This is a genomic window from Enterococcus sp. DIV2379, assembly GCF_050542965.1.
In the GTDB taxonomy this organism is placed as follows: Bacteria; Bacillota; Bacilli; order Lactobacillales; family Enterococcaceae; genus Enterococcus_D; species Enterococcus_D entomosocium.
The window spans coordinates 1,450,552-1,471,377 of record NZ_CP172938.1 but is presented as its reverse complement, the minus strand read 5'-3'; the positions used below and the strand labels follow the sequence as shown (position 1 = coordinate 1,471,377).

Genomic DNA, 20,826 nt, shown 5'->3' with positions numbered 1-20,826 from the left:
TCCTCCTATCGGATAATTTTTCCTGAACCTGTTGCAATAAATTCTTGTATCTCATTGGCGCTAAACTGATTACAGTCGCCATGGATCGTATGTTTCAAAGCAGATGCGGCAGTTGCAAAATCAATGATTTCTTGGTCTTGTTTCTTCGTGACAAGACCATGTAGGATACCAGCTGAAAAGGCATCGCCACCTCCGACGCGATCAACGATTGGATTGATCTCATGGGTAGCAGAAACGACATAATTGCCGTTATGCCATAGGCTCCCTGTCAATTGATTGTGACTTGCTGAGAGCACCTGACGACTAGTTGAATAAAAGAGCTGGATATTTGGGTATTTCCGATGCATTTCTTGATAATAGTAGTCATCTTCGACTTCATCTGTTGGAGCTGATACATCCATAAAGACTTGGGCATCTAACTGTCCCGCCGAGCAATAATCGACATAGGGGAGCACTTTTTGCAAAAAGTCGCGCGCTTCAGCGGTCGTCCACAGCTTTCCACGATAATTGATATCGAAACTGATTTTACAACCAGCTGCTTTCGCTTCTTTGATCAACGTCAGCAAAAGTGTCTGCCAAGTCGTTGAAAGAGCTGGTGTGATCCCTGAAAGGTGAACAATGTCAACCCCATCAAAAAGGTCATATTGCCACTCATTTTCTTTCATTTGAGCAAAGCTAGAGCCTGCGCGATCATAAACCACTCGCGCTGCTCGTTCCCCGATACCGGTTTCAATATAGTAAGTACCTAGTCGGGAACCGCCACGAAGCAAGTGACGACAATCGACGCCATAGCTTCGTAAATGATGAAAAACGGCATCTCCTAAAGCATTTTCCGGCACTTTACTAGCAAAAGAAACGTGATGACCAAAATTTGCCAAGGAAATCGCAACATTGGCTTCCCCGCCACCATAATGGGCAGCAAACGTCGAACTATGGGCGATTCGGTCGCCTAACGTTGTCGATAGACGCAACATGATTTCTCCTAGTGTCAGAATGTTTGCCATCTTACTTTCCTCGAATCTCTTTTAATTTTGCCGCATATTGTTTCGCTACTTCTGTTACTTTGTCAAAATCCCCACTTGCTGCTGGCGCTAACAAATTCCCCCCTACACCAACGGCTACAACACCCGCTGCAAACCATTCTTGCATGTTGTCTAAGCTGACACCACCGGTCGGCATAATGTTTAATTGTGGCAATGGCGCTTTGAAGGCCGAGATGATACTTGGTCCATACGCACTACCCGGGAATAGTTTAATGATATCTGCGCCTGCTTTTAAGGCGTCCTTCATTTCTGAAATGGTCATGCAACCAGGCAGATACGGGATTTGATATAAATTACATAATTCAGCCGTTTCTTGATCAAAGGTTGGGCTGACGACATATTCTGCTCCTGCCATGATCGCTAAGCGGGCGGTCACTGCATCAAGAACGGTCCCCGCACCAACAACTACCTCTGGATTCTCTTTGAAGGTTGCTACTAATTCAGCGATTACATCCGCCGCTTGAGGCACTGTAAAAGTCAACTCAATGCCGGTGATCCCCCCTGCAACGATCGCTTTACTTGCTTGTAGTGCTTCTTCTTTTGAAGCGCCACGTACAACAGCGATCACACCGCTTTCCTTTAGTTTCATTAAATTCGCTACTTTTTTCATTAAGACCCTCCACTTATTTCCTATTCGGAAAATGGTATTTATTATAAAGAAACTTACACGTTCATTATACCGTTCTCGTTTTTATTTGCAAGGGCTTTCCATTAAAAAGTTTATAACGCTTGTTCAATTTGTTGTTTTGTCGCAATAATCGCATCGATCAATGTCGTTTTGTATTCTGGGGTCAAGCGGTATTTCGGTAGGCTGATAGAAAACGCCCCAACGATCTCCTGATCTTTTATCAGTGAGGCGCCGATGCAATAGATTTCTTGTTCCATTTCTTCATCATCAAAGGCTACTTGGTTCGCTTTTGCCTGTTCCAATTCTTTCTTCAACTTCAACTGATTTGTAATGGTATTTTCGGTATAAGCGGTTAAAGGCGTTGCTGCCAAGTACTCCTCTACTTGAGGGGCATCAAACTCCGCTAAAACGGCTTTCCCCATGGCAGAGCTATACAACGGTCTTGTGATTCCTACTTTTGAAGACATGCGGATCGTTTGATTCTGAGGCTCCAATTTATTGACATAAAGAATCTCATTGGCAGTCAAGACCCCTAAGTGGATCGTTTCATCCGCCGTTTTCTGCAATGCTTCCAAGTATGGCAAGCTGATTTCCACTAAATCAAGCTCTTGAATGTTTTGATTCGCATACTTGATCAGCTTAGACCCTAAGCGATAATTCTTCTCTTTGTCGCGTTTGACATAGCCGATCATTTGTAGCGTTTCCAATATTTTCAAAGCTGTGGATGGGGTCAGTTTCGTTGCTTCTGAAATTTCTTGCAATGGTTTACTTGGCGCTTCTGCTAGATAATCTAAAATGGTTGCTGCTTTTAGTAGTACGGTTCCATATGGTTTTTGTGTCATCATTTCTCCACCTTTATTTTCTATATAAGAAATTATAATATCTTTTTAGGAAATGCACAATCTTTTTCCTCTATAAAAGCATGACGCGATTCCTATTTTACTTTCTGTCGTTATTCATTGTATGATGAAGGCAAGACAAAGGAGTGCCGAACAATGGACTTAAATGTATTGATCAAAGGAAAAAAATTGACTGACAATGAGCTGCAAATTCTTGATTATTTGCTTGCAAATACCGCTGCGATCGATGGACTGCCCTTAAGAGAAATCGCTAAAGCGATCTACACTTCCCCAGCAACCATCGTGCGGCTTGCGCAAAAACTAGGTTTTTCTGGCTATCTAGAGCTGCTTTACTTCTTAAAGAATCGCTTGAAAAATCAGACGATCACTGAAGCCGCCATCGATTACCAAATTGACGCTGCCAGTATTGCAGATACGATCGACGCGATCAAAGAAATCTATGGACAAAACAAGAACAAGTTTATTACGATTTATGCCACAGGTTTTTCGGGGATCGTGGCAGAATACCTACACAAAAAAATGCTTGTCAACGGCATCAAAACCTTATTAGTCAGTGCTTCTGACTCAGGTGGGATCATTAGTAACAACATCGAGAACATCAGTATGTTGATTACTATCTCTAAATCTGGCGAAACACAAAAAGTGCTGGAAAAGATGGCATTAGCCAATGAACATCACATACCAACTGTTTTGTTTTGTGGGAACGGTGAGCATCGCGCCAATCAACTAGCGACCTTTTCCTTTGAAGTGACAGATGAACGTCCCTACGACACCCAAAACATCCAGTACACTAGCTTCTTTGGTAAACTGCTCTTATTGATGGAATATATCGTCGACGCTTTTACCCGTGTTGAAAAAGAAAACCAGCAACCCTAGTGGATTGCTGGTTTTTGCTTATGCTTGAAAGTACGTTGTTGCCAGTTCTTGATAAAGCGCTTGGTTCTGCGGATCAGGTACAAATTTTTCAGCTGGCTGATCTTGCCGCACAACAGAGCTTTTATATAAATCATACAAGCCGAATATTGGCTCATTTTCATCGGAAAGATAACAGGTCAGTCCCAACACATCCGCGGTCATTTGACCTAAAAGTTTTGTTTGAAAGAAACCACCACTTACAGTGACTGCCCCTTCCAACTGCGCCATTTGCTTTAATAAATCGATGTTCATCAGCATGCCTTCGATGACTGCCCGTAACATATCTGAGCGATTGTGTTTCAGAGTCAAGCCAGAAAAGCCGCCTGTGATCTCATTCGTCCAAAAGGGTGCCCGCTCTCCGTTTAAATAGGGGAAAAAACGTAAGCCGTTGCTGCCGATCGGTGATTCCTCCATGACTTGCGGCAGATAATGATAAAACCCATCAGGATCTTCTGATAAGGCCTCTTTTGCCCAAGCAAGGACACAGCCACCATTATTCGAAGGTGCCCCTACGACATAGAGGTCATCTTGCAGATAGTAGCAAAAATTTTGTTTTTGGCGATCAAAGACCGTGGTCTCACTTACTTTACGAACCGCCGCACTGGTTCCGATCGTCAAGCTATTGCGGATCCCTGTAGAAATATAGCCAGCATATGCTGCTAAACACCCATCGCTAGCCCCACACATCACTTCTACCTCAGGCTTCAAGCCACACCGCTGCGCCATCTCCTCGGTAATCAAAAAACGATCAGTCGGTGCACATAAAGGCGCTAACTGGGCTTTTGAAAGGGATAAATAGTTAAGAATCTTTTGACTCCATTGCTTTTCTTTCAAAGAAAAAAGACCGGTCGCTGATGCGGTACTATAATCGATCCGTGCTTGTCCGGTAAACAACGCCATTGCTAGTTCTTTTAAGCCAAACCATTTCGTCTCTTTGGAATATGAACCACTTGTTTGAAAATAAGCCAGTTTCGCAAAGGGAGACATTGCATGGATCGGTGTCCCTGTCTCTTCATAAAACGTTGCCGCCAGATCCGTTTGACGAAAGGCCGTCATCGTTTGACTCGCTTGATTGTCTGACCAAATGTAAATCTCTTCAGCTGTCTCACCAGCCACTGGCATCAAACTGTGCATGGCGGTACTGAACCCGATCACTGTGATTGCCGCTTTTAATTGAGCGGGAATCGTTGTGACACCACTGATTAATTGGCTACTGATCTGGGTCGCTGATTGGGTCTGTTTTAACCCGTGGCTATGGGTTTTGATTGGTAATGACTGTGAGTAAATGATTTTCCGATCTTCAATGACCCCAAATTTTATGGCTGTTGTGCCGATATCAATCCCTAAAAACATCGCATTGCTCCCTCTCATCTGATTCAATTAGCTTTATTCTACCATAGTTAGTGGCATATTCTAGCATACCTGTCTGATCGTTTTGTTGAGAAGACGTTTAGTGATGATTTTCTTCAGAGAATTATCCTTCCACAGCAAAAATAAAAAAAGAAAGATTCTTGGAGAATCTTCCTCTTTCCAGTTAGCCAATTAGCAAATGTTTCGCAAATGTGAAACAAATCAAGACAATCCTGGCCAGTAATCACCATTTTCCGAGACCAAATCATCGAGTAACTCTTTGGCTACTTTTGCGCTAGGAATCGTTTTGGAAAGGCTTAACGCTTGCCACATTTTTTGATAGCTCTTTTCCACATATGCTTCGACCACTAATTTTTCCACAGTCACCTGTTGGAACATGAGCGCTTGTTGGAAGGCAGGAATTTTCCCTTGAGCGAGGGCTTCTGGTCCATCAGAACCCACGATGCATGGCACTTCCACCATGGCATCATCTGGGAAGTTCGCAATCGCGCCGTTGTTTTCCACAATCATCACCATTCGCTCATGCGTATTAAAAGCGATGGCGCGTGCCAAATCAACGATAAAGGTTGCATGGGCATCAATCTCAAAAGCGATCCCTTCAGCAGATCCTTGTGCCGTGATCTTTTTGGCATGATCGAACACTCGTTTTTCCCGTCCTTCCATCACTTCATTGGAACGCGTATACTCTGGATGTTCTTTCATGTGGTCGTAGACGTAATCTGGGTATAAATAATATTTCAAGTACGTATTTGGCAGATATTCTGGTGTGAGCGCCAAGAGGTCTTTGGCTTTTTTGTGGGTGTCTTGCCAACTTGGGTCTGTATGTTGGGTATCCACTTCGATCTGTGTCAAATAACCGTGTTCTGCCACGTAGTCCCGAATGGTTTGAATGTACTCCGTGCCTTCTTTGTCTTTGACGCTGGTCCACCAGCCAAAATGATTCAAGCCAAAGTAGCGAACTTCTAACTCTTCTGGCTGCTTGCCAATGATTTGCGACATCCGACGCAACGTGCCCACGGGCATGTCACAGATATTCAGAACTTTTGATTTAGGACGCAAGACTCGACATGCTTCAGCTACGATTGCAGCTGGATTGGAATAATTCAGCATCCAACAATCGGGGGAATACTTTTCCATGTAATCAATGATCTCCAGCATACCAGTGATGCTGCGCATCCCATAAGCGATCCCTCCTGGTCCACAGGTTTCTTGGCCAAAGACGCCATGACGCAAGGGGACTTTTTCATCTTTTTCCCGCATATCATACTTTCCTACTCGGATATGCGCCATACAGAAATCGACATCGCTGAAGGCTTCCTCAGGATCCGTCGTAAACGAAAATTCGATTTGCGGTGCTTGTTCTTTTAATAAGATCGCTAGGGCTTCACCAAGGATCGCTTGGCGTGCTTCATCATTGTCGTATAGTTTCAGCTTTCTTAAAGGAAAGCGTTCTTGATTGTCAAGCAGCATCATAACGATTCCCGGGGTAAAGGTACTGCCGCCCCCTGCGATCACTACTGAAAAATTTTTCATCATTCAATCTCTCCTTCTCTTCCAAGATAATTTTCTAATTCTTCCCGCACTTTCGGCACAGTCAACCCGTAAACGACATGGACATTTTCACCATTTTTGATCACGCCTTTGGCTTGTGTTTCGTCTTTTAGTAGCGCTTCATCCACGAGTTCAGGATCCTTTAGTTTTAAACGTAAGCGGGTATAGCAGTTGTCGATGGTTTTGATATTGTCATCGCCACCTAGCGCTTTGGTGATGATTTCTGAGATACTTGTTTCACCAATCGGACTAATGGCGGCTTGGTCACTCGCCATGACCCCGACACCTGCTCCAGCAAGTTGTTTTTCTTTGTACTCTTTCTTCGAATACAGTTTGGTCTCTGTCCCATCTTCTTCACGCCCGACCGTTTTCAAATTCAGTTTCGTGATCAAAAAGCGGAACAAGAAGTAATAAAGAAAGAAGAAGACGACTCCGACGATCAAGTACACTGGCCAGCGAGTTTTCTCGATCCCTAAGGGCAAGTTGTACAAAAGAAAGTCGATGAAGCCATTCGGTCCGATGGCGCGAGAACCAAAGAGATTTAACGCCACCATGCTCAAGCCGCTAAGTGCAGAATGAATGACGAACAAAACAGGTGCCACGAACATAAAAGAAAATTCGATTGGTTCAGTCACACCTGCAATAAAGGAAGTGACGACAGCTGGAATCAAAATGGCTTTGACTTTGACTTTATTTTCTGGTTTTGCCGTTTGATACATCGCCAAACAGGCACCAATCAGTCCAAACATTTTTGAGATCCCACGAGCGTCCCAAATGACACTTTGCGATAATACGCGGACTGCTGGGTCAGCAATTTCCGCAAAATAAATGTTTCGTGCCCCTTCAAAGACTTGACCGCCAACTTCTGCGACACCGCCTAATGAAGTATACAAAAACGGCGTGTAGATCAAGTGATGCAAGCCAGTTGGAATCAATAAGCGTTCCAACATACCGTACAAGAAGATGCCAAAGTTGCCCGTTTGTTGAATGATGCCGCCTAAACCGTCGATGCCAGTTTGTATTACTGGCCATATAAACGTGAAAACGATGGCTAATAACACGACGACCGGAATCAAGACAATAAAGACGAAGCGCGCGCCGCCATAAACTTGAAAGGCGTTGTTAAAGGTCGTATCGATAAAACGATTATGGATCAATGCTACGACGATCCCTAAAATGATCCCCAGAAAGACCCCCATATCCAACACTTGGATTCCTAAAACGATCGCTTGTCCTGAACCTTGAAGGGCATCGGCTGGAACCAACATCCCCCGAAGTTCCATGAATTTATTCATGGCATTCAAGAAGACGAAATAACCTAACAACGCGGTAAATCCCGCTTCAGCTTTTTTCTTATTAGCTAACCCTAGAGCAATCCCGACACAAAAAATAATGCCCAAATTGGTTAAAATCGGTAATAAGGAAGCGGACAAGATACTACCAAAACCGGTGGTTATCGGATTATCCAAAAAGGGAAACTGCTCAAGCAAGCGGACATTTGTAAACACATTCCCAACGGCAATCAATATCCCTGCGATCGGCAAAATCAAGACGGGCACAAACATTGCCTTGGAGAATTTCTGCATCGCATCCATCACTTTTTCTTTCATTGAGGAAACTCCTTTGTAATTGATTTGTAGGTTCATTATAGGAAACATTTGTTACTAATAGAATAGCAAACGTTTTCAATTCAATGCGTTTCAAAGATTGGAATGTGTTTCATCCTGTTTACTTCCTTGCTAGTGGTGAATACAAGCAACAAAAAAAGAGTGAATCAAGATTGATCCACTCTGTTTAGATGCAACACTTTTTGATAGAAATACAAGGGCCCAGACAGACAAAATAGATAGAAGATACCTGGTGCTGATTGCCATGTGAAGAAATAGCCGATCGCTGCTAGGACTAAGATTCCGATCCCTTTATGGTAGTGCATCATCGTAAAGAAAAAACTACTACGAAAAAGGTCAAACAAGTTTTGCCGATCTTGCATTTTTGATTGCATCACATACAGGTTAATGTTGTAGGACAACAAAAAAGTAAGAAAAATGATGGTCAAAAAAGAGAAAAACAATGAATTCGTCAAAGTAGCAGAACGCCACAAGCTGAGTCCGCATAAAAATGAGAAGAGATTGAAGACCCCTAGTGGCAGAGTCTTCAATAACGCGCTTTTGCTATTTTTCAAAAAGGGTTTTAGCAGTTTTGCTTCAGGATGTTCGTAAGCATCGACCACTGCTCGCAAAGCGGCTGGAAACGTGATGATCGGAAACGATACCACTAAAAACAAGAGATTCAATACCAGCATACGAAAAACGATTTCGCAAAGACGATAAAAACGACTCTCTAAAGCAAACATCACACTCACACACCTTTAGTTTAATTTTTCAATATTTTCAGCGATTTTCTCATTTCGGTAATCAACGATTGCTGACCATCCATTGTTTTCTCGTTCTTTTAGGTAGTCTTCCCAAATCTGACGGCCCGCTTCTTCCGAGTCTGCTTGAATAAAGTTGACCAACGCTTGCACTCTTGCTGTGTTGATGGAAGTGAGGTTTCTTGCTTCAGAACCGGTGCGAGGATCAATGTCTTCGATCTCAAAACGCGGCGCCAATTTGTCTTGCGACCATTCCACCATCTGCCGAATCGATGTTGCTGGTTTTTGTCCCATTTGAATGGCGTAATTGTCATTGCCAACAAACCAATAAGAACCTAAACCAATTTCCTTATCAAAGCGAGCAATATCAGAATTTCGTAACGCTTCTGTTTCTTCTGAGTACTCAACCACGCCATCCACAAGATTGTATGTTTCCCCTTCGATACCAAAGGTAGTGACCATCGTGCCATACTCACTTGCTAAATACGTCAAAAGTTCCATGGCTTTTTGGGGTTCTTTTGTCGACGTCGTGATGAAGGTTTGTGTCCATCCACCAATATTTCCGCCAGTAAAAGTGGAATCATCGCCATTCGAATTTTTCGGACCATCGACGGCAATATAGGTTTGCTCAGGATTACGGGCATTATTATCGGACATAAACTCATTGAGTCCCTTCGTATTCGTATGCAGGTAAGCAAAATAACGCCCTTGTCCTAGTTTTTCCTTCATCGTGTTGTCATTGTCTGAAAACTGGTCATTGTTGATGTATCCCTCATTGTACGCTTTTCTAAATGTCTCGATCCAAGTGATGTACTCCTCATCAGCGTCACGATCATTGAATTGACCGTCTACACTTGGTGCGATACTGAGAAAGTCTTGCAAAGTACCACCATAGGCGCCATCCCCACCATTGGAAATATCTAGTGCAGTCGAAGCAAATGGGACTAGAGCTGCACCATCATCTGCTGTCGGAAATGCTTCTTTTGCCCGTTTTAACGCATCTAAAAATCCTTCTGGCGTCGACATATCGGGTTCCCCTAATGCTTCATAAATATCTTTGCGGACAATGAAAACTTGGTCTCCTACTACATTGCCGTCCTCATAATCTTGTGCAGTCGTGGAAAAGCTTGGGTATCCATAAATGTTGCCATCTTCTAAAGTAAACCATTGAACAGATTCCGGTTTCGCTGCATGTTCTAAGAAGTAAGGGTCATATTTTTCTGCCAAAAGATTTAATGGCAAGGCAAATTTTGTCGCTTCATTTGCAGCAGACAGGTTTTTATCGAAGGTCATGATATCTGGAAGATCGCCACCAGCTAGCATCGTATTAAGGTTCTCGTCATTTCCTGAAATAAATTCGACATTGATATTCATATCTTCTTTGATTTTTCGCGTCACAGTATCTTTGCCCCAACCCGGCTGAGCATACCAATCAAAATTGACATACCATTTCAAAGTAGCTTCATGGTCGGTGTCCTTTTGCCAGCTAGGCGTGTCTTTATCTGCTTCAAAGCGGGCTTCTGGCAGATCTTCTACGACGGCGGCCCCTTTGGAATCATTATTGGAATTGCCGCAGGCTCCTAATACTATGGTTGACGTAAGTGCGAGACCGATCCCTAAAAATAATTTGCTTGCTTTCATTTTTTTCTCTCCTTTTGTCTATTCTTTTACTGATCCAAGAGTCATCCCTTGAATAAAGTACTTTTGTAAAAATGGATAGATGACGACGACAGGAACCGTCGTGACGACCATGGTTGCTAATTGCAATGACTGTGAAGTCGTATTTCTGACCACATTGGTTCCGGTCGCCACTGCAGGCGATAGATTTTCCGAAACGATCCGAAATAGTAGCATTTGTAAAGGATATAAACTGCGATCATCCACATAGATATTGGCGGTCATGTAGTCGTTCCACTGAAAGACGCCGTGGAATAATGCAATGGTTGCCAAAACTGGAAGGGACAATGGCAAAATGATTTTCACGAAAATAATAAAAGGATTGGCGCCATCCATCATGGCAGATTCTTCCAGCGAAAATGGAATGCTCCGGAAAAAATTCATCAAAATCACCATATCGTAAAAAGAAAATAAGACAGGAATGATGTAAACCCAAAAATTATTTAACAACCCTAATTCTTTGAATAAGAGAAAGGTTGGGATCATTCCTCCGGAAACGAACATCGTTAAAATCCCCATGTTCATGTAGATTTTCCGTCCCATTAAGTTTCTGCGACTCATCCCATAGGCGACCATCGCCGTTAATGCCGTATGCAAAACAACGCCAATCACTGTTTTTGCAACTGAGATAACAAAAGCTTTATAGATCGCAGAATCTTCAAAAACGGTGTAGTAACTTTCTAGTGAAAATTCCCGTGGCCAGAAATAGATCCCCCCTCTTGCGGCATCGGTTGCATCATTGAACGACAAAGCGACGATATTCCATAATGGCAACGCAATGATGGCTAAAAAGAATACCATGAAAATCACATTGGCGGTATTGAAGATCTTCTCATCTTTTGAAAATGTTTGTTTCATACTTTTCCTCCTCTAAAAGACTGATTCATCACTGATTTTTTTGGTCAAAAGATGACTTCCTACTACGAGGATCAAAGAAACAACCGACACAAACAGGCCAACGGCGGTCGCATAGGAGAAGTCTCCTTGTTGGATCCCCATTTTATAGACAAATGAATTAATGACTTCACTGGACTGATAATTGACAGGGTTTTGTAAGACGAGTGTCTGATCGAGGTTTGAACCCAATAACCCCCCCACTGACAAAACAAATGTCAAGGCGATAATATGACGGATCGAAGGAATCGTGATCCGCGTGATCTGCTGGAACTTCGTGGCGCCATCCATTCTAGCTGCTTCATAAAGAGCTGGATTGATCCCCGTCATAGCAGCGATGTATAAAATCGTATTCCAGCCAACTTCTTTCCAAATATCGGAAATGACTGCAATCGCCCAATATTTTTCGGGATCGGTCAAGAAGCGGATCGGTTCATCGATCAACCCAAAACCTAACAGTAAATTATTGACCAGACCGGTATCAGACAACCACGTAATAAACATGCCACCTAAGATGACCCAAGAAAGAAAGTGCGGCAAATAAGACACCGTTTGAACGACCTTCTTCAAGCGCACATGAACGATTTCATTGATCAATACCGCTAAACCAATCGCCGCTGGAAAGCCAATCAGTAGTTTAAAAAAGCTGATGCCCAATGTATTACTCATCACCGTCCAAAACATTGAATCACTAAAAAATTCTTGAAAATATTGAGTACCGACCCACTCCGCATTTGCGATCGAATCAAGAACTGAGTAATCTTTAAACGCGATAACGATCCCATACAATGGGATAAAATTAAAAATAATCATCAAGATAATACCTGGCCAAACCATCGCTTGATAAAAGCTTTGGCTTTTTAGTTTTTGCAAAAATGACCTTTTCTGTGGGGTTGCTTTTAGCATGACACCTTTTGATTCCATTTTTCCACCCTTTCTAAAACGCTTACTTTTTCACCCAAAGGAAATACATGCTTTCCTTTATTGGTTCATCAATTGATAGACCGCACCAATCATACCAGCATCATTTTTTAATTTTGCTCGTTGAATCGGTGCAATCGTGCGACCTTCTAAATAACCAATACTTTCATGGCGAGCTTTTAGCTGGCTCATGGTCTCTTCAAGCCTTGTCATGAAACCATCATTTTCACTGACCCCACCACCAACCAAAATCAGCTCGGGATCAAATGTACTGATCAAATTCAGTAAGCCCACTGATAAATCTTGGAAAAATTGAGCAATCACTTGGTTCGCTACTACTTCTCCTTGTTCTCCTCTCTGGAAGATCTCGACTGCATCTTGAGGCAGATCACTTCGCCCTTGTTGCTGAAGTGCCAGTTGATACTGATGGCAAAGACCACCCACGATGGCTGCTCGTTGATTCAAGGAAACTGACTCTAGATTTCCCTGTTCAGGCAATGTGTCGATCAGCATCCACCCAAATTCACCTGCCATGCCATGACTGCCTCGATAGAGCTGATTGTTGACGATGATCCCGCCACCAATACCAGTTCCCACAACAAGACAAAGATAGTTCTCACAAGCCTGTGCATGCCCAAGCCATTTTTCAGCAATCGCTGCAGCATTGGCATCATTTTCAACAAGGACTGGCAGCTTGACACGTTTCTCTAATTCCAACTTTAGGTTGATTCCATAAAGCGGTTTGATTGATCCTGCCGTGATCATCGTGCCATCTTTTTGGATGATGCCCGGTGCGCTAATACCGACACCTTCGATCATTGCGTCTTGCTGCAGCGATTCGATCAATGCTGTGATGGATTGCAAAAATTTTTCTTTTTCATGAATGGTTGGCATCTGTCCTTTCTTCACAATTTCACCCGTTCTCAAAATCACACCATATTTGATAGCCGTTCCTCCAACATCAATTCCAATAAACATTGCTTCACCCTCATTATTCATTTACTTGTTTTGTCGATTGATTAATACTCAATTCTCCTGGTAAAACGTAGGAGACACCACATGCATTTTCCTCAATCATTTCGATCAAGTGGTTTACTGCCGTGACCCCTTGCAATTGGATTGGATTTTTCACAGTCGTCAACCGAGGCATGAAATAGTCCAAGAGATCGATGCCATCAAAGCCAATTACGCTGAAATCATCCGGCACCCGCCACTTGGTCTCATGGATCGCCTTGACCGTTCCGATCGCACTAAGATCATTTCCCGCCAGAAACGCTGTGGGTAAATCTTTCTGCTCTAGCAAAAACTGTTGCACGCGGACTCTCGTTCGTTCTTCTTCAAAGAACCCCTGCAATTGATAGTCCGACCGTTTAGAAACCCCTGCCTCGTTTAATGCTTCTAAATACCCTCTTAAACGCTCATCACTATCATAAACACCAGTAATACCACTGATAAAGGCAATTTTTTTGTGGCCAAGTGACAAAAGATACTCGGTGGCTGCTTTCCCTTTTTCGAAAGAATCAAAGACTACACTGCCGAAGTTCTTCTCTTGAATGTTTCGATCGATAAAGACGGCTTTGATTTGTTCTCGTTCCATCGCAGCCAAATCCTGCTTCGTTAAAAAATCTTCAAATCCAATAATGCCATCAACAACACCACCTAAAATACTATTGAGGACAACGCGCTTATCTGCAGATAAAAACACGTTGACTGCATACCCATGTTTTTCTGCCTCTCTGGCAATGGCTTCAACTAGTACGCTAAAGTAGGGGCCCTTAATGCTGGTGGTGTAAAAACCAAGCATCTTGGTTTTCGTGTTTTTTAATTGTTTGCCCATCAAATTTGGGACATAATGCAACCGCTGCGCGGCAGCCATCACACGTTCTTTCGTTGCGGGCCGAACAACATCGACACCGTTTAATGCTTTAGACACGGTCGCAATCGACACGTTTGCCTCCTTTGCCACTTCCCGAATCGTGATTCGATTTGTCAAATGATTCTCCCCTCCTGAAGGATTCTTCCCAAAAATAAAAACGTTTTTATTTTGCTGAAAAAATCAACGACCACTCTAAGGTTGGCCATCCGATAAACCAACTATATATAAAAACGTTTTCACCCACAATGGTTCTAGGACTAGTTGGCGCATGTACCAGCACCTTGAAACCTGTGCCACTTTGGTACAAGTTGTACCCGAAAAAAAAAGCCTCGAAAGGCTTTTAAATCGTGAGCGTACCAATCAACTTCGCTGAGGCAGCAGCAAAGCCAAGGTATAAGGAAATCGTACCAGGATCACTTTTTGTCGAGAAATCAGAATGAACGTAAGCAAAATCCTCTGGTGTAACATAGAATGAATGCTGCCTTTCTTCGGCTGCAGCAAGATGGATTTTTTGCCATTGTTTCAATTCCCTCATCGGTCGTGCTACTTCCGTAACATCGTCTCTGCTATAGAGTTGCAATGTCGTTGTATGCGGCACATCGCCCTCATTTTTCAGTGTGCAACTGATCTCAAATGGCGCTCCCTTTTCCTGAGGAATAATGATTTGGGTGTGGGTAATCGTGCATTTACTATAGCCTATCCCCGAGCCAAAAGAAAACAACGGCTCATTTTTTTCATCCATATAGCGCGAAATATATTTTTGATCACTATTCTCTTCTGTCAGTGGCCGACCTGTAGAGAGTTGAGCATAAGTCAACGGCAACTGTCCTTCTGCCCTTGGAAAACTCATAGCTAAACGTCCTTGCGGTTCAGATTCGCCCATCAACAAATCTGCCAATGCATTACCGCCTTCTGATCCAGGGAACCAGGCAATCATGATGGCTTGACAAAGAGGCTCGATGGCGGTCAAAACCAGTGGTCTGCCACAGAAAAGAATCGTTGCGATCCTAGGATTGACCTGACTTACTGCTTCAATCAATGCTTCTTGCTTTCTTGATAAAGAAAGTTTGGTCAGACTTGCCGCTTCTCCCGCTTCCTCGCTGGTTTCCCCCAGAGCCAATAAAACGACCTCAGCTCCTTTAGCGACTTTACACGCCTCATCAAGAAAGGCGCTCGTCAACATTTCCCCATCAGGGTACGATAAGACAGTTAAGTCAATTTCTTTTTGAGAAAGACCTTCCGCTAAGGAGACCGCAGCCTCTGGTTTGCCGATCCACGACCAAGCCCCCAAAAGATCCTTTGAATCTGCTTTGGGACCGATCAGCGCGACCTTTTGTTTTTTCTGCAAAGGCAACAGTGCCTGGTTTTTCAGAAGAACCGTTGTTTGCTTTGCTGCTTCTCTTGAAAGAAGACGGGTTTCCTTTAGGAGTCTAGGCGTTAAGTTTTCCGGTGCTAACCCTCTATAAGGGTCTTCAAAAAGGCCTAGCTTGTTCTTTAAATGTAGCACATGAAAAACCGCCTTATTCAACTGCTCTTTCATAGCAGGATCTGCCTGAATGATTTGCTCTAGTGCGTTCAAATAGCAATCACTCATCATATCCATTTCGACACCTGCAGTAAAAGCTTTCTGTGCGGCTTCCTTTCGATCAGCAGCTACACGATGCGCCATCAATTCCGCCACCGCTGCCCAATCTGAGATGATCAAGCCATCAAACCCAAGCTTTTCTCGCAATACTTCCTGCAACAATGGTTGATTGGCTGTGGCCGGCACACCATGGATCGTATTAAAAGAAGTCATGACCAATTCTGCACCAGCTTCAATCGCCGCCTGAAACGCGGGCAGATAATTTTGGTAGAGCTCCAGATCAGACAAATCGACAGTATGGTAATCCCGGCCGCCTTCTGCAGCGCCATAGCCGATAAAGTGTTTGACACAAGCAGCAATTCGCTGTTTATTTTCTGCAAGGGAAGCAGTTCCTTGATACCCTCGTACATAAGCAGCCGTCAACACCGCAGATAAGGTCGGATCTTCCCCATTACTTTCCAAGACCCTCCCCCAGCGCGCGTCTTTAACATGATCCGCCATCGGTGAAAACGTGACATGGACACCAGCTTCTGCCGCTTCTTTTGCTGAAGCTTTAGCAACCTCTTCCACTAACTGCGCATCAAAGGAAGATGCTAATGCCAGTGGAATTGGGAAAATCGTTTCATACCCATGGATAACATCTGCCATAAAAACAAGAGGAATCTTTAAGCGACTTTTCTCAAGATAAGACGTTTGGATGGCATACACTTGTTCCGCAGTATGAGTGCCCAACACAGAACCAATCGAAAATAATTGGTCTTCACTCATGTGCCATTGTTGCATCGGACCGGTGATTTCTCCTCCTTGCGCAAAAAAATCTGGCGTCAATTGGACCAACTGGCCCACTTTTTCAGCTACAGTCATTTGGTCAATCAGTTCTTTTAGTTTTACGGTTTCCACTATTATTCTCTCCAATCATTAGGCTCTATTCTTTTGCTTATCGAACTTGCGGCATTTGCTCCTTCTTAGCAGAAGCAACATGTTGCCGATTCCTTTCATTCAGTATAATTAAAAACGTTTTCAAAAAAAGACGGTCTTCATACTTTGGTGCAACTCATGGCAAAAAGGAAAAATCTTCATCATGGTACAAGGTGTACCATAAATAATGGATAACACCAAATCCCCTGATACATCCGACATTGTGTTTTCTCCGATGCTAACAAAAAGAAGCTGCAATTCGCTGCAGCTTCTTTTTGTTTATTGTTAAGGAACAAATGAAAGTTCCCAAAGAATGGTTGCTGAATATCTCGTGGCTTGAGGAGTCGCACTAATTGGCACCTCAAGTTTGACACTTTGATCCATTGTTTCTCGATCGCCAAAGCGCTGGACCCAAGTGCCTCTGCCTTGGTTGGCACCTGCTTGTGCGATTATCTCCGCATTTCCAACAGTCAGTGCTGCTTGCTTTTTATGAGTAGGTGGCTCAGACACGTTTTCTCGAGTCGTTACTACATCGATATTGTCTAATAAAATTCTAGCACCAGTCAGTTGATGCCCTTCATCACTTTCAAAAGGCTCTCGTAAGGTTGCACGGAGGGTCCAACCGGAATTTTCCCGCCTCCGATCTGAAACCTGCACATAATTAGGGCATAGATTATCATTTGGATCAGCCGGCTGAAGGAGTTTTTGCGGCAGGGCATCGTAGGTCGTCGTTTCTGACCGAATGCCAACTGTCCCAAACTGGAATTGGGAAACAAAATCCAAGCTGACAAACCCTTGTTCTGCATCAATCTCAGGCGGATTCTCAGGATTTACTTGCGTATCCGGATCAAGAGGGTCTACTGGTTGCGGAGTACTTTCCAAACCATAAACCAGCCAGTATTCTTGTTCATCTCGGGTGACTCTTGTTTCCAGCGGCTGACCGTCCCGCTCGTAAAGATATTGATAATAAGGAATTGTCAAAGGCAAGATATCAACCGATTCATTTACGAATTCTCCTTGATAGGTTGGTTCCCTCAATGCTACCCCTTCTTCATCTATGTGATTGATCTTGATGTTCGATGGCACGCGATCAAATAAAAAAGTAACATTCTGATGGAAAGGCTGCGGCATAATATCAAATGTACCTGGGTCAAAGTGTTCTGTGTCAAACTCAACCCCATAATAGTCATACCCTAACTGATAGGGTTCATCGCTCTCTCGGTTCTTGGGGTCAAGGGTATGAAGGAAACGTAATGGTAGTTCTAATGTTTCAGTTGGTAGAATATCCACCCCTGTCTCTCGATCTCGATAATTCACATGGACGGTTCCGGTACCAATGTAATAATTCATCTCTTCAAAATAAAAGGTATGACGATCACTTCTCGCACCTGTACTACCAGATATAATAAATGCCATTGCAGAAATATCTGATGGCTGCCAATCACTGATGTCACGTTCCCAAGTCATACCTCTATAAGTAACTTTAAACCAGCGACCTTCATTATTTGGCTGATATTCAATCAGGATCGGGTCATCTGCTCCATTTCTAGCACCCGTAGTTGCTGCTCGAGCATCATCTCCCATATATGTTTCCAGTAATAATGGTGTCCTATGATAGATAAAGCCAGCAAAGGGCGCTCCATTGACAGCTATAGGGTCTCTTTCAACGATAAACCTATTCTGGTCAAAAAAACCTCGAGTAGCATTATAGTTATTGTCTAGTTTAAAAGCAAAAGCATCCCTCAAACCTCCGATTCCAAACGCATTGCCCTCATAACCTATTCTATTGGTCTCAGAATTGTGAAAGCCAAATGCCATCCCATCAGCACCAAGTGGTTTAGACCCAATATTGGCTTTACCTTTAAGCGTAAATGGCTGATCCAGACTAATTCTGTCTTTTAAGGTAACATAACCGACTGACCCAGTTATATCTTCTGTTAGTACTAATAGCCCAGTTTCATCATTGTAAGTAGCAGTATTTTCGTCACCTTCGATAGCAAAGTGTTCTCTAAAATTGTTTTTGTTAATTGTCACTTCGACCATCTGTCCACTTCTATCATCAGCTTCTGGCTCTCTCGCTTCCGCATCCGCAGCTTGATCTGCTTCCGCAGAGTCATTCTCTTCTTCCGTCGAATCAGTGTCTTCGGCCTCCGTATGATCTAAGATCAGCAGGCGCTGTGTAGCAGTCTCGGCAACGATGATCTCATATTCTCCGATCGTATCCACAAGAATCGGTAAGACAAAAGTCGTCTGTGGGGTCTCGCTGTTCAGCTGCCACACACCTTCGTAGTCTGTTGCTACCACCGTTAGCTCATCGTTCAAAGCTTCCTGATCAATGCTTACTTCCTGAGGCAACGTGATGTTCACCGTTTCGAGGGCAACTTCTGAGTAGAAAATAAAATCTAATACGTGCTCGACCTCGCCTTGGATCAGTTCCTCCGCAAAGGAGATTTCTCCACTCACTTCATCGTCTGCTTTCTCCTCTTGTTCTTCCTCTGGTGTCCACGAAAAAATCGTCTCGGCATTCATGATTGTTAATGTTGTAATCAGTGGGAGTAAGGCAAGTAGAACCAGCAACCACTTATTTTTTTTGCGAAAAAATGAGTTCATCGCATTCACTCCTAAATGTCATTTCTCTTATTTTCCCCATGGGATCTAGTCCCACTTAAGGGATGTTGATTTCCCTTTTTTGATAAGTTGTTTTACTACGTATATGTTAAGTGCGGTGATCAGCAAGAGACTTCCAAGAATCACCCAATCCAACCGTTGAATGAAGTTTGTCTGGGGCAGCTGCCCGCCGGGTTTACCCGTGTCTTGCGGTGGACGCGGAACAGGACCGGTTGGTGGAGATGGTTCTGGTTGATCCAAAGGCTCATAAATCCCGGTAAACCCCACTGTCCCCTCCGTTTCCGTTGAACGTCTCTCCTCGCCAAAACTCGTTCTTGTAAACCCGAAAGCGAACAATAAGACCAAACATACTTTCAAAGCCCTTCCTCTAATAGATGCACCGTTGATATCCATTCTCCCTCCTCCTTGTGAGTTGTTCATTTCGAAAACGATGGTTTTCAAACATGTCATACTAATTATATCGATGTTCTACTTAGAATAAAATTCACGATATTCCTCGATCGATGAATATCCTGCATGAAGTTAAAAAAAACATACGTTTCATTCATATGTTATTGTTGCAACTATTTTAGAAACTTGCCATCTCCCTTTTATACAACAAAAAGCTCAATGATCTTAGATTACGTTATTCCTTTAATCCTCGACACCTTGAATCGACGCTTCATGTCAGGCGTCCCTCTCATTTTCTATCAACAAGACTGAACCGTAATTAGCTTGCTAAAATGCAAAAAAACAAACAGGTCCAAAAGTCATCAAAAGAAAAGTCTCTTGATCCATTAAACCTGTTTGTTTTTTTCATTTATTTAAGGAAAAATGTAGCTTATTCCCCTGCGGATAAAGAAAACTGACGAACCGTCTCCGACAACGCTTCGACTAAGAAAAGGCAAGGAATTTGCGTCGTCAAATCTTCATACTTGTTGATGCGTTTCACATCAACTGAATAGTCTAAGACATAATCGGACATTCGCCCCAGTGTGCTGTTGGCGTCACTGGTGATTGCTACAGTGGTGAAGTCAGGATTATTACGAAAGCCATTGACCACTTCAATGATCTCGGTGGTCGTTCCGGTGATTGAAAGGACCACGATCATATTGTCTGAAGTATGTTTCAGCTTCGCAAAGATTGGATAGGTATTATCCACCAAAGCATAACTGTTAAATCCGATCGTCGCAAAACGGCGGGCAGCATATTCACACATTGAACCTGACGCACCGATGCCATAAAAAATAATATTCTCACATTCCAGCATTCGTTCAGCGATTCGCCGGATTTTTCCTTCGATGTCTCGCGGGAAGCGTTCCGGATCCAAAACGGTCATACTGCTAAAAAAACTGACAGCATCTAACTCAGGTGCTTTGAACTGGGTACGAAATTCTGTAAAGCTCTCATACCCTAATTTACGGATAAAGCGCATAACAGAAGAAGCTGAGGTGTGGGATTCAAGCGCGATCTCACGAACCCGCATATAGGGAATCTTATCACTTTGGCTCGACATATAATGATAAATCGCACGATCGGTCTCTGATAACTCATTGAAATCGATTTTTCCAAAAAAAGACATAGTAAACGCTCCTATTTTCTCATTCTC

17 protein-coding genes are annotated in these 20,826 nt (G+C 43.3%); 1 reads left to right on the top strand and 16 read right to left on the bottom strand.

Annotation, left to right across the window (positions count from 1 at the left end):
• Positions 1–5 precede the first annotated feature (5 nt).
• The 3 genes from IGI92_RS06790 to IGI92_RS06780 form a co-directional block, all read right to left on the bottom strand.
• Positions 6–1,004, bottom strand: a complete 999-nt coding sequence (locus IGI92_RS06790; RefSeq protein ID WP_430608346.1) for a PfkB family carbohydrate kinase — start codon at positions 1,002–1,004, stop codon at positions 6–8.
• 1 nt (position 1,005) lies between these two features.
• Positions 1,006–1,653 (bottom strand): bifunctional 4-hydroxy-2-oxoglutarate aldolase/2-dehydro-3-deoxy-phosphogluconate aldolase, encoded by a 648-nt coding sequence (locus tag IGI92_RS06785; RefSeq protein WP_016621203.1) that lies wholly within the window; start codon positions 1,651–1,653, stop codon positions 1,006–1,008.
• 110 nt (positions 1,654–1,763) lie between these two features.
• Positions 1,764–2,516: an IclR family transcriptional regulator gene (locus IGI92_RS06780; RefSeq protein ID WP_016621204.1), complete on the bottom strand. Its 753-nt coding sequence runs from the start codon at positions 2,514–2,516 to the stop codon at positions 1,764–1,766.
• Positions 2,517–2,666: 150 nt separating this feature from the next.
• Between IGI92_RS06780 and IGI92_RS06775 the strand changes: the two genes are divergently transcribed.
• Positions 2,667–3,407, top strand: a complete 741-nt coding sequence (locus tag IGI92_RS06775) for a MurR/RpiR family transcriptional regulator (protein ID WP_086299548.1) — start codon at positions 2,667–2,669, stop codon at positions 3,405–3,407.
• 18 nt (positions 3,408–3,425) lie between these two features.
• Here IGI92_RS06775 and IGI92_RS06770 read toward each other — a convergent pair whose 3' ends face one another.
• From IGI92_RS06770 to IGI92_RS06710, 13 genes are all read right to left on the bottom strand, one after another.
• Positions 3,426–4,799 carry a gluconokinase gene (locus IGI92_RS06770; RefSeq protein ID WP_430608344.1) on the bottom strand — a complete coding sequence of 458 codons (1,374 nt, stop codon included), beginning with the start codon at positions 4,797–4,799 and terminating at the stop codon, positions 3,426–3,428.
• 219 nt (positions 4,800–5,018) lie between these two features.
• Positions 5,019–6,350 carry a 6-phospho-alpha-glucosidase gene (locus IGI92_RS06765; RefSeq protein WP_077453863.1) on the bottom strand — a complete coding sequence of 444 codons (1,332 nt, stop codon included), beginning with the start codon at positions 6,348–6,350 and terminating at the stop codon, positions 5,019–5,021.
• Positions 6,350–7,978, bottom strand: coding sequence for a PTS transporter subunit EIIC (locus IGI92_RS06760; RefSeq protein WP_430608343.1), 1,629 nt, complete (start codon positions 7,976–7,978; stop codon positions 6,350–6,352). The genes IGI92_RS06765 and IGI92_RS06760 overlap by 1 nt, the downstream gene beginning before the upstream one ends.
• 164 nt (positions 7,979–8,142) lie before the next feature.
• Positions 8,143–8,721 carry a hypothetical protein gene (locus IGI92_RS06755; RefSeq protein ID WP_005236526.1) on the bottom strand — a complete coding sequence of 193 codons (579 nt, stop codon included), beginning with the start codon at positions 8,719–8,721 and terminating at the stop codon, positions 8,143–8,145.
• 15 nt (positions 8,722–8,736) lie between these two features.
• Positions 8,737–10,380, bottom strand: coding sequence for an ABC transporter (locus IGI92_RS06750; protein WP_086332268.1), 1,644 nt, complete (start codon positions 10,378–10,380; stop codon positions 8,737–8,739).
• Positions 10,381–10,398: 18 nt separating this feature from the next.
• Positions 10,399–11,274 (bottom strand): carbohydrate ABC transporter permease, encoded by an 876-nt coding sequence (locus tag IGI92_RS06745; protein ID WP_005236529.1) that lies wholly within the window; start codon positions 11,272–11,274, stop codon positions 10,399–10,401.
• Between the two features lie 12 nt (positions 11,275–11,286).
• Positions 11,287–12,234, bottom strand: coding sequence for an ABC transporter permease (locus IGI92_RS06740; protein ID WP_005236531.1), 948 nt, complete (start codon positions 12,232–12,234; stop codon positions 11,287–11,289).
• A 57-nt stretch (positions 12,235–12,291) separates the two neighbouring features.
• Positions 12,292–13,209, bottom strand: a complete 918-nt coding sequence (locus tag IGI92_RS06735) for an ROK family protein (protein WP_008381552.1) — start codon at positions 13,207–13,209, stop codon at positions 12,292–12,294.
• A 13-nt stretch (positions 13,210–13,222) separates the two neighbouring features.
• Positions 13,223–14,224: a LacI family DNA-binding transcriptional regulator gene (locus IGI92_RS06730; RefSeq protein ID WP_008381553.1), complete on the bottom strand. Its 1,002-nt coding sequence runs from the start codon at positions 14,222–14,224 to the stop codon at positions 13,223–13,225.
• Between the two features lie 223 nt (positions 14,225–14,447).
• Positions 14,448–16,592 carry a glycoside hydrolase family 3 N-terminal domain-containing protein gene (locus IGI92_RS06725; protein WP_430608342.1) on the bottom strand — a complete coding sequence of 715 codons (2,145 nt, stop codon included), beginning with the start codon at positions 16,590–16,592 and terminating at the stop codon, positions 14,448–14,450.
• A gap of 303 nt (positions 16,593–16,895) precedes the next feature.
• On the bottom strand, positions 16,896–19,220 hold the full coding sequence (locus tag IGI92_RS06720; RefSeq protein WP_430608341.1) for a WxL domain-containing protein: 2,325 nt from the start codon (positions 19,218–19,220) through the stop codon (positions 16,896–16,898).
• Between the two features lie 45 nt (positions 19,221–19,265).
• Entirely contained in the window at positions 19,266–19,631 is a 366-nt protein-coding gene (locus IGI92_RS06715; protein WP_430608340.1) for a hypothetical protein, read from the bottom strand.
• Between the two features lie 427 nt (positions 19,632–20,058).
• Complete coding sequence (locus IGI92_RS06710) at positions 20,059–20,799, bottom strand: MurR/RpiR family transcriptional regulator (RefSeq protein WP_005236546.1); 741 nt, start codon at positions 20,797–20,799, stop codon at positions 20,059–20,061.
• Between the last annotated feature and the right edge of the window lie 27 nt (positions 20,800–20,826).

Coding starts and splice junctions, on each gene's coding strand:
- IGI92_RS06745 (WP_005236529.1), bottom strand. CDS start 11,274: ATGAAACAAACATTTTCAAAAGATGAGAAGATCTTCAATACCGCCAAT.
- IGI92_RS06735 (WP_008381552.1), bottom strand. CDS start 13,209: ATGTTTATTGGAATTGATGTTGGAGGAACGGCTATCAAATATGGTGTG.
- IGI92_RS06775 (WP_086299548.1), top strand. CDS start 2,667: ATGGACTTAAATGTATTGATCAAAGGAAAAAAATTGACTGACAATGAG.
- IGI92_RS06785 (WP_016621203.1), bottom strand. CDS start 1,653: ATGAAAAAAGTAGCGAATTTAATGAAACTAAAGGAAAGCGGTGTGATC.
- IGI92_RS06715 (WP_430608340.1), bottom strand. CDS start 19,631: ATGGATATCAACGGTGCATCTATTAGAGGAAGGGCTTTGAAAGTATGT.
- IGI92_RS06760 (WP_430608343.1), bottom strand. CDS start 7,978: ATGAAAGAAAAAGTGATGGATGCGATGCAGAAATTCTCCAAGGCAATG.
- IGI92_RS06755 (WP_005236526.1), bottom strand. CDS start 8,721: ATGTTTGCTTTAGAGAGTCGTTTTTATCGTCTTTGCGAAATCGTTTTT.
- IGI92_RS06790 (WP_430608346.1), bottom strand. CDS start 1,004: ATGGCAAACATTCTGACACTAGGAGAAATCATGTTGCGTCTATCGACA.
- IGI92_RS06750 (WP_086332268.1), bottom strand. CDS start 10,380: ATGAAAGCAAGCAAATTATTTTTAGGGATCGGTCTCGCACTTACGTCA.
- IGI92_RS06740 (WP_005236531.1), bottom strand. CDS start 12,234: ATGGAATCAAAAGGTGTCATGCTAAAAGCAACCCCACAGAAAAGGTCA.
- IGI92_RS06710 (WP_005236546.1), bottom strand. CDS start 20,799: ATGTCTTTTTTTGGAAAAATCGATTTCAATGAGTTATCAGAGACCGAT.
- IGI92_RS06720 (WP_430608341.1), bottom strand. CDS start 19,220: ATGAACTCATTTTTTCGCAAAAAAAATAAGTGGTTGCTGGTTCTACTT.
- IGI92_RS06770 (WP_430608344.1), bottom strand. CDS start 4,799: ATGTTTTTAGGGATTGATATCGGCACAACAGCCATAAAATTTGGGGTC.
- IGI92_RS06780 (WP_016621204.1), bottom strand. CDS start 2,516: ATGATGACACAAAAACCATATGGAACCGTACTACTAAAAGCAGCAACC.
- IGI92_RS06765 (WP_077453863.1), bottom strand. CDS start 6,350: ATGAAAAATTTTTCAGTAGTGATCGCAGGGGGCGGCAGTACCTTTACC.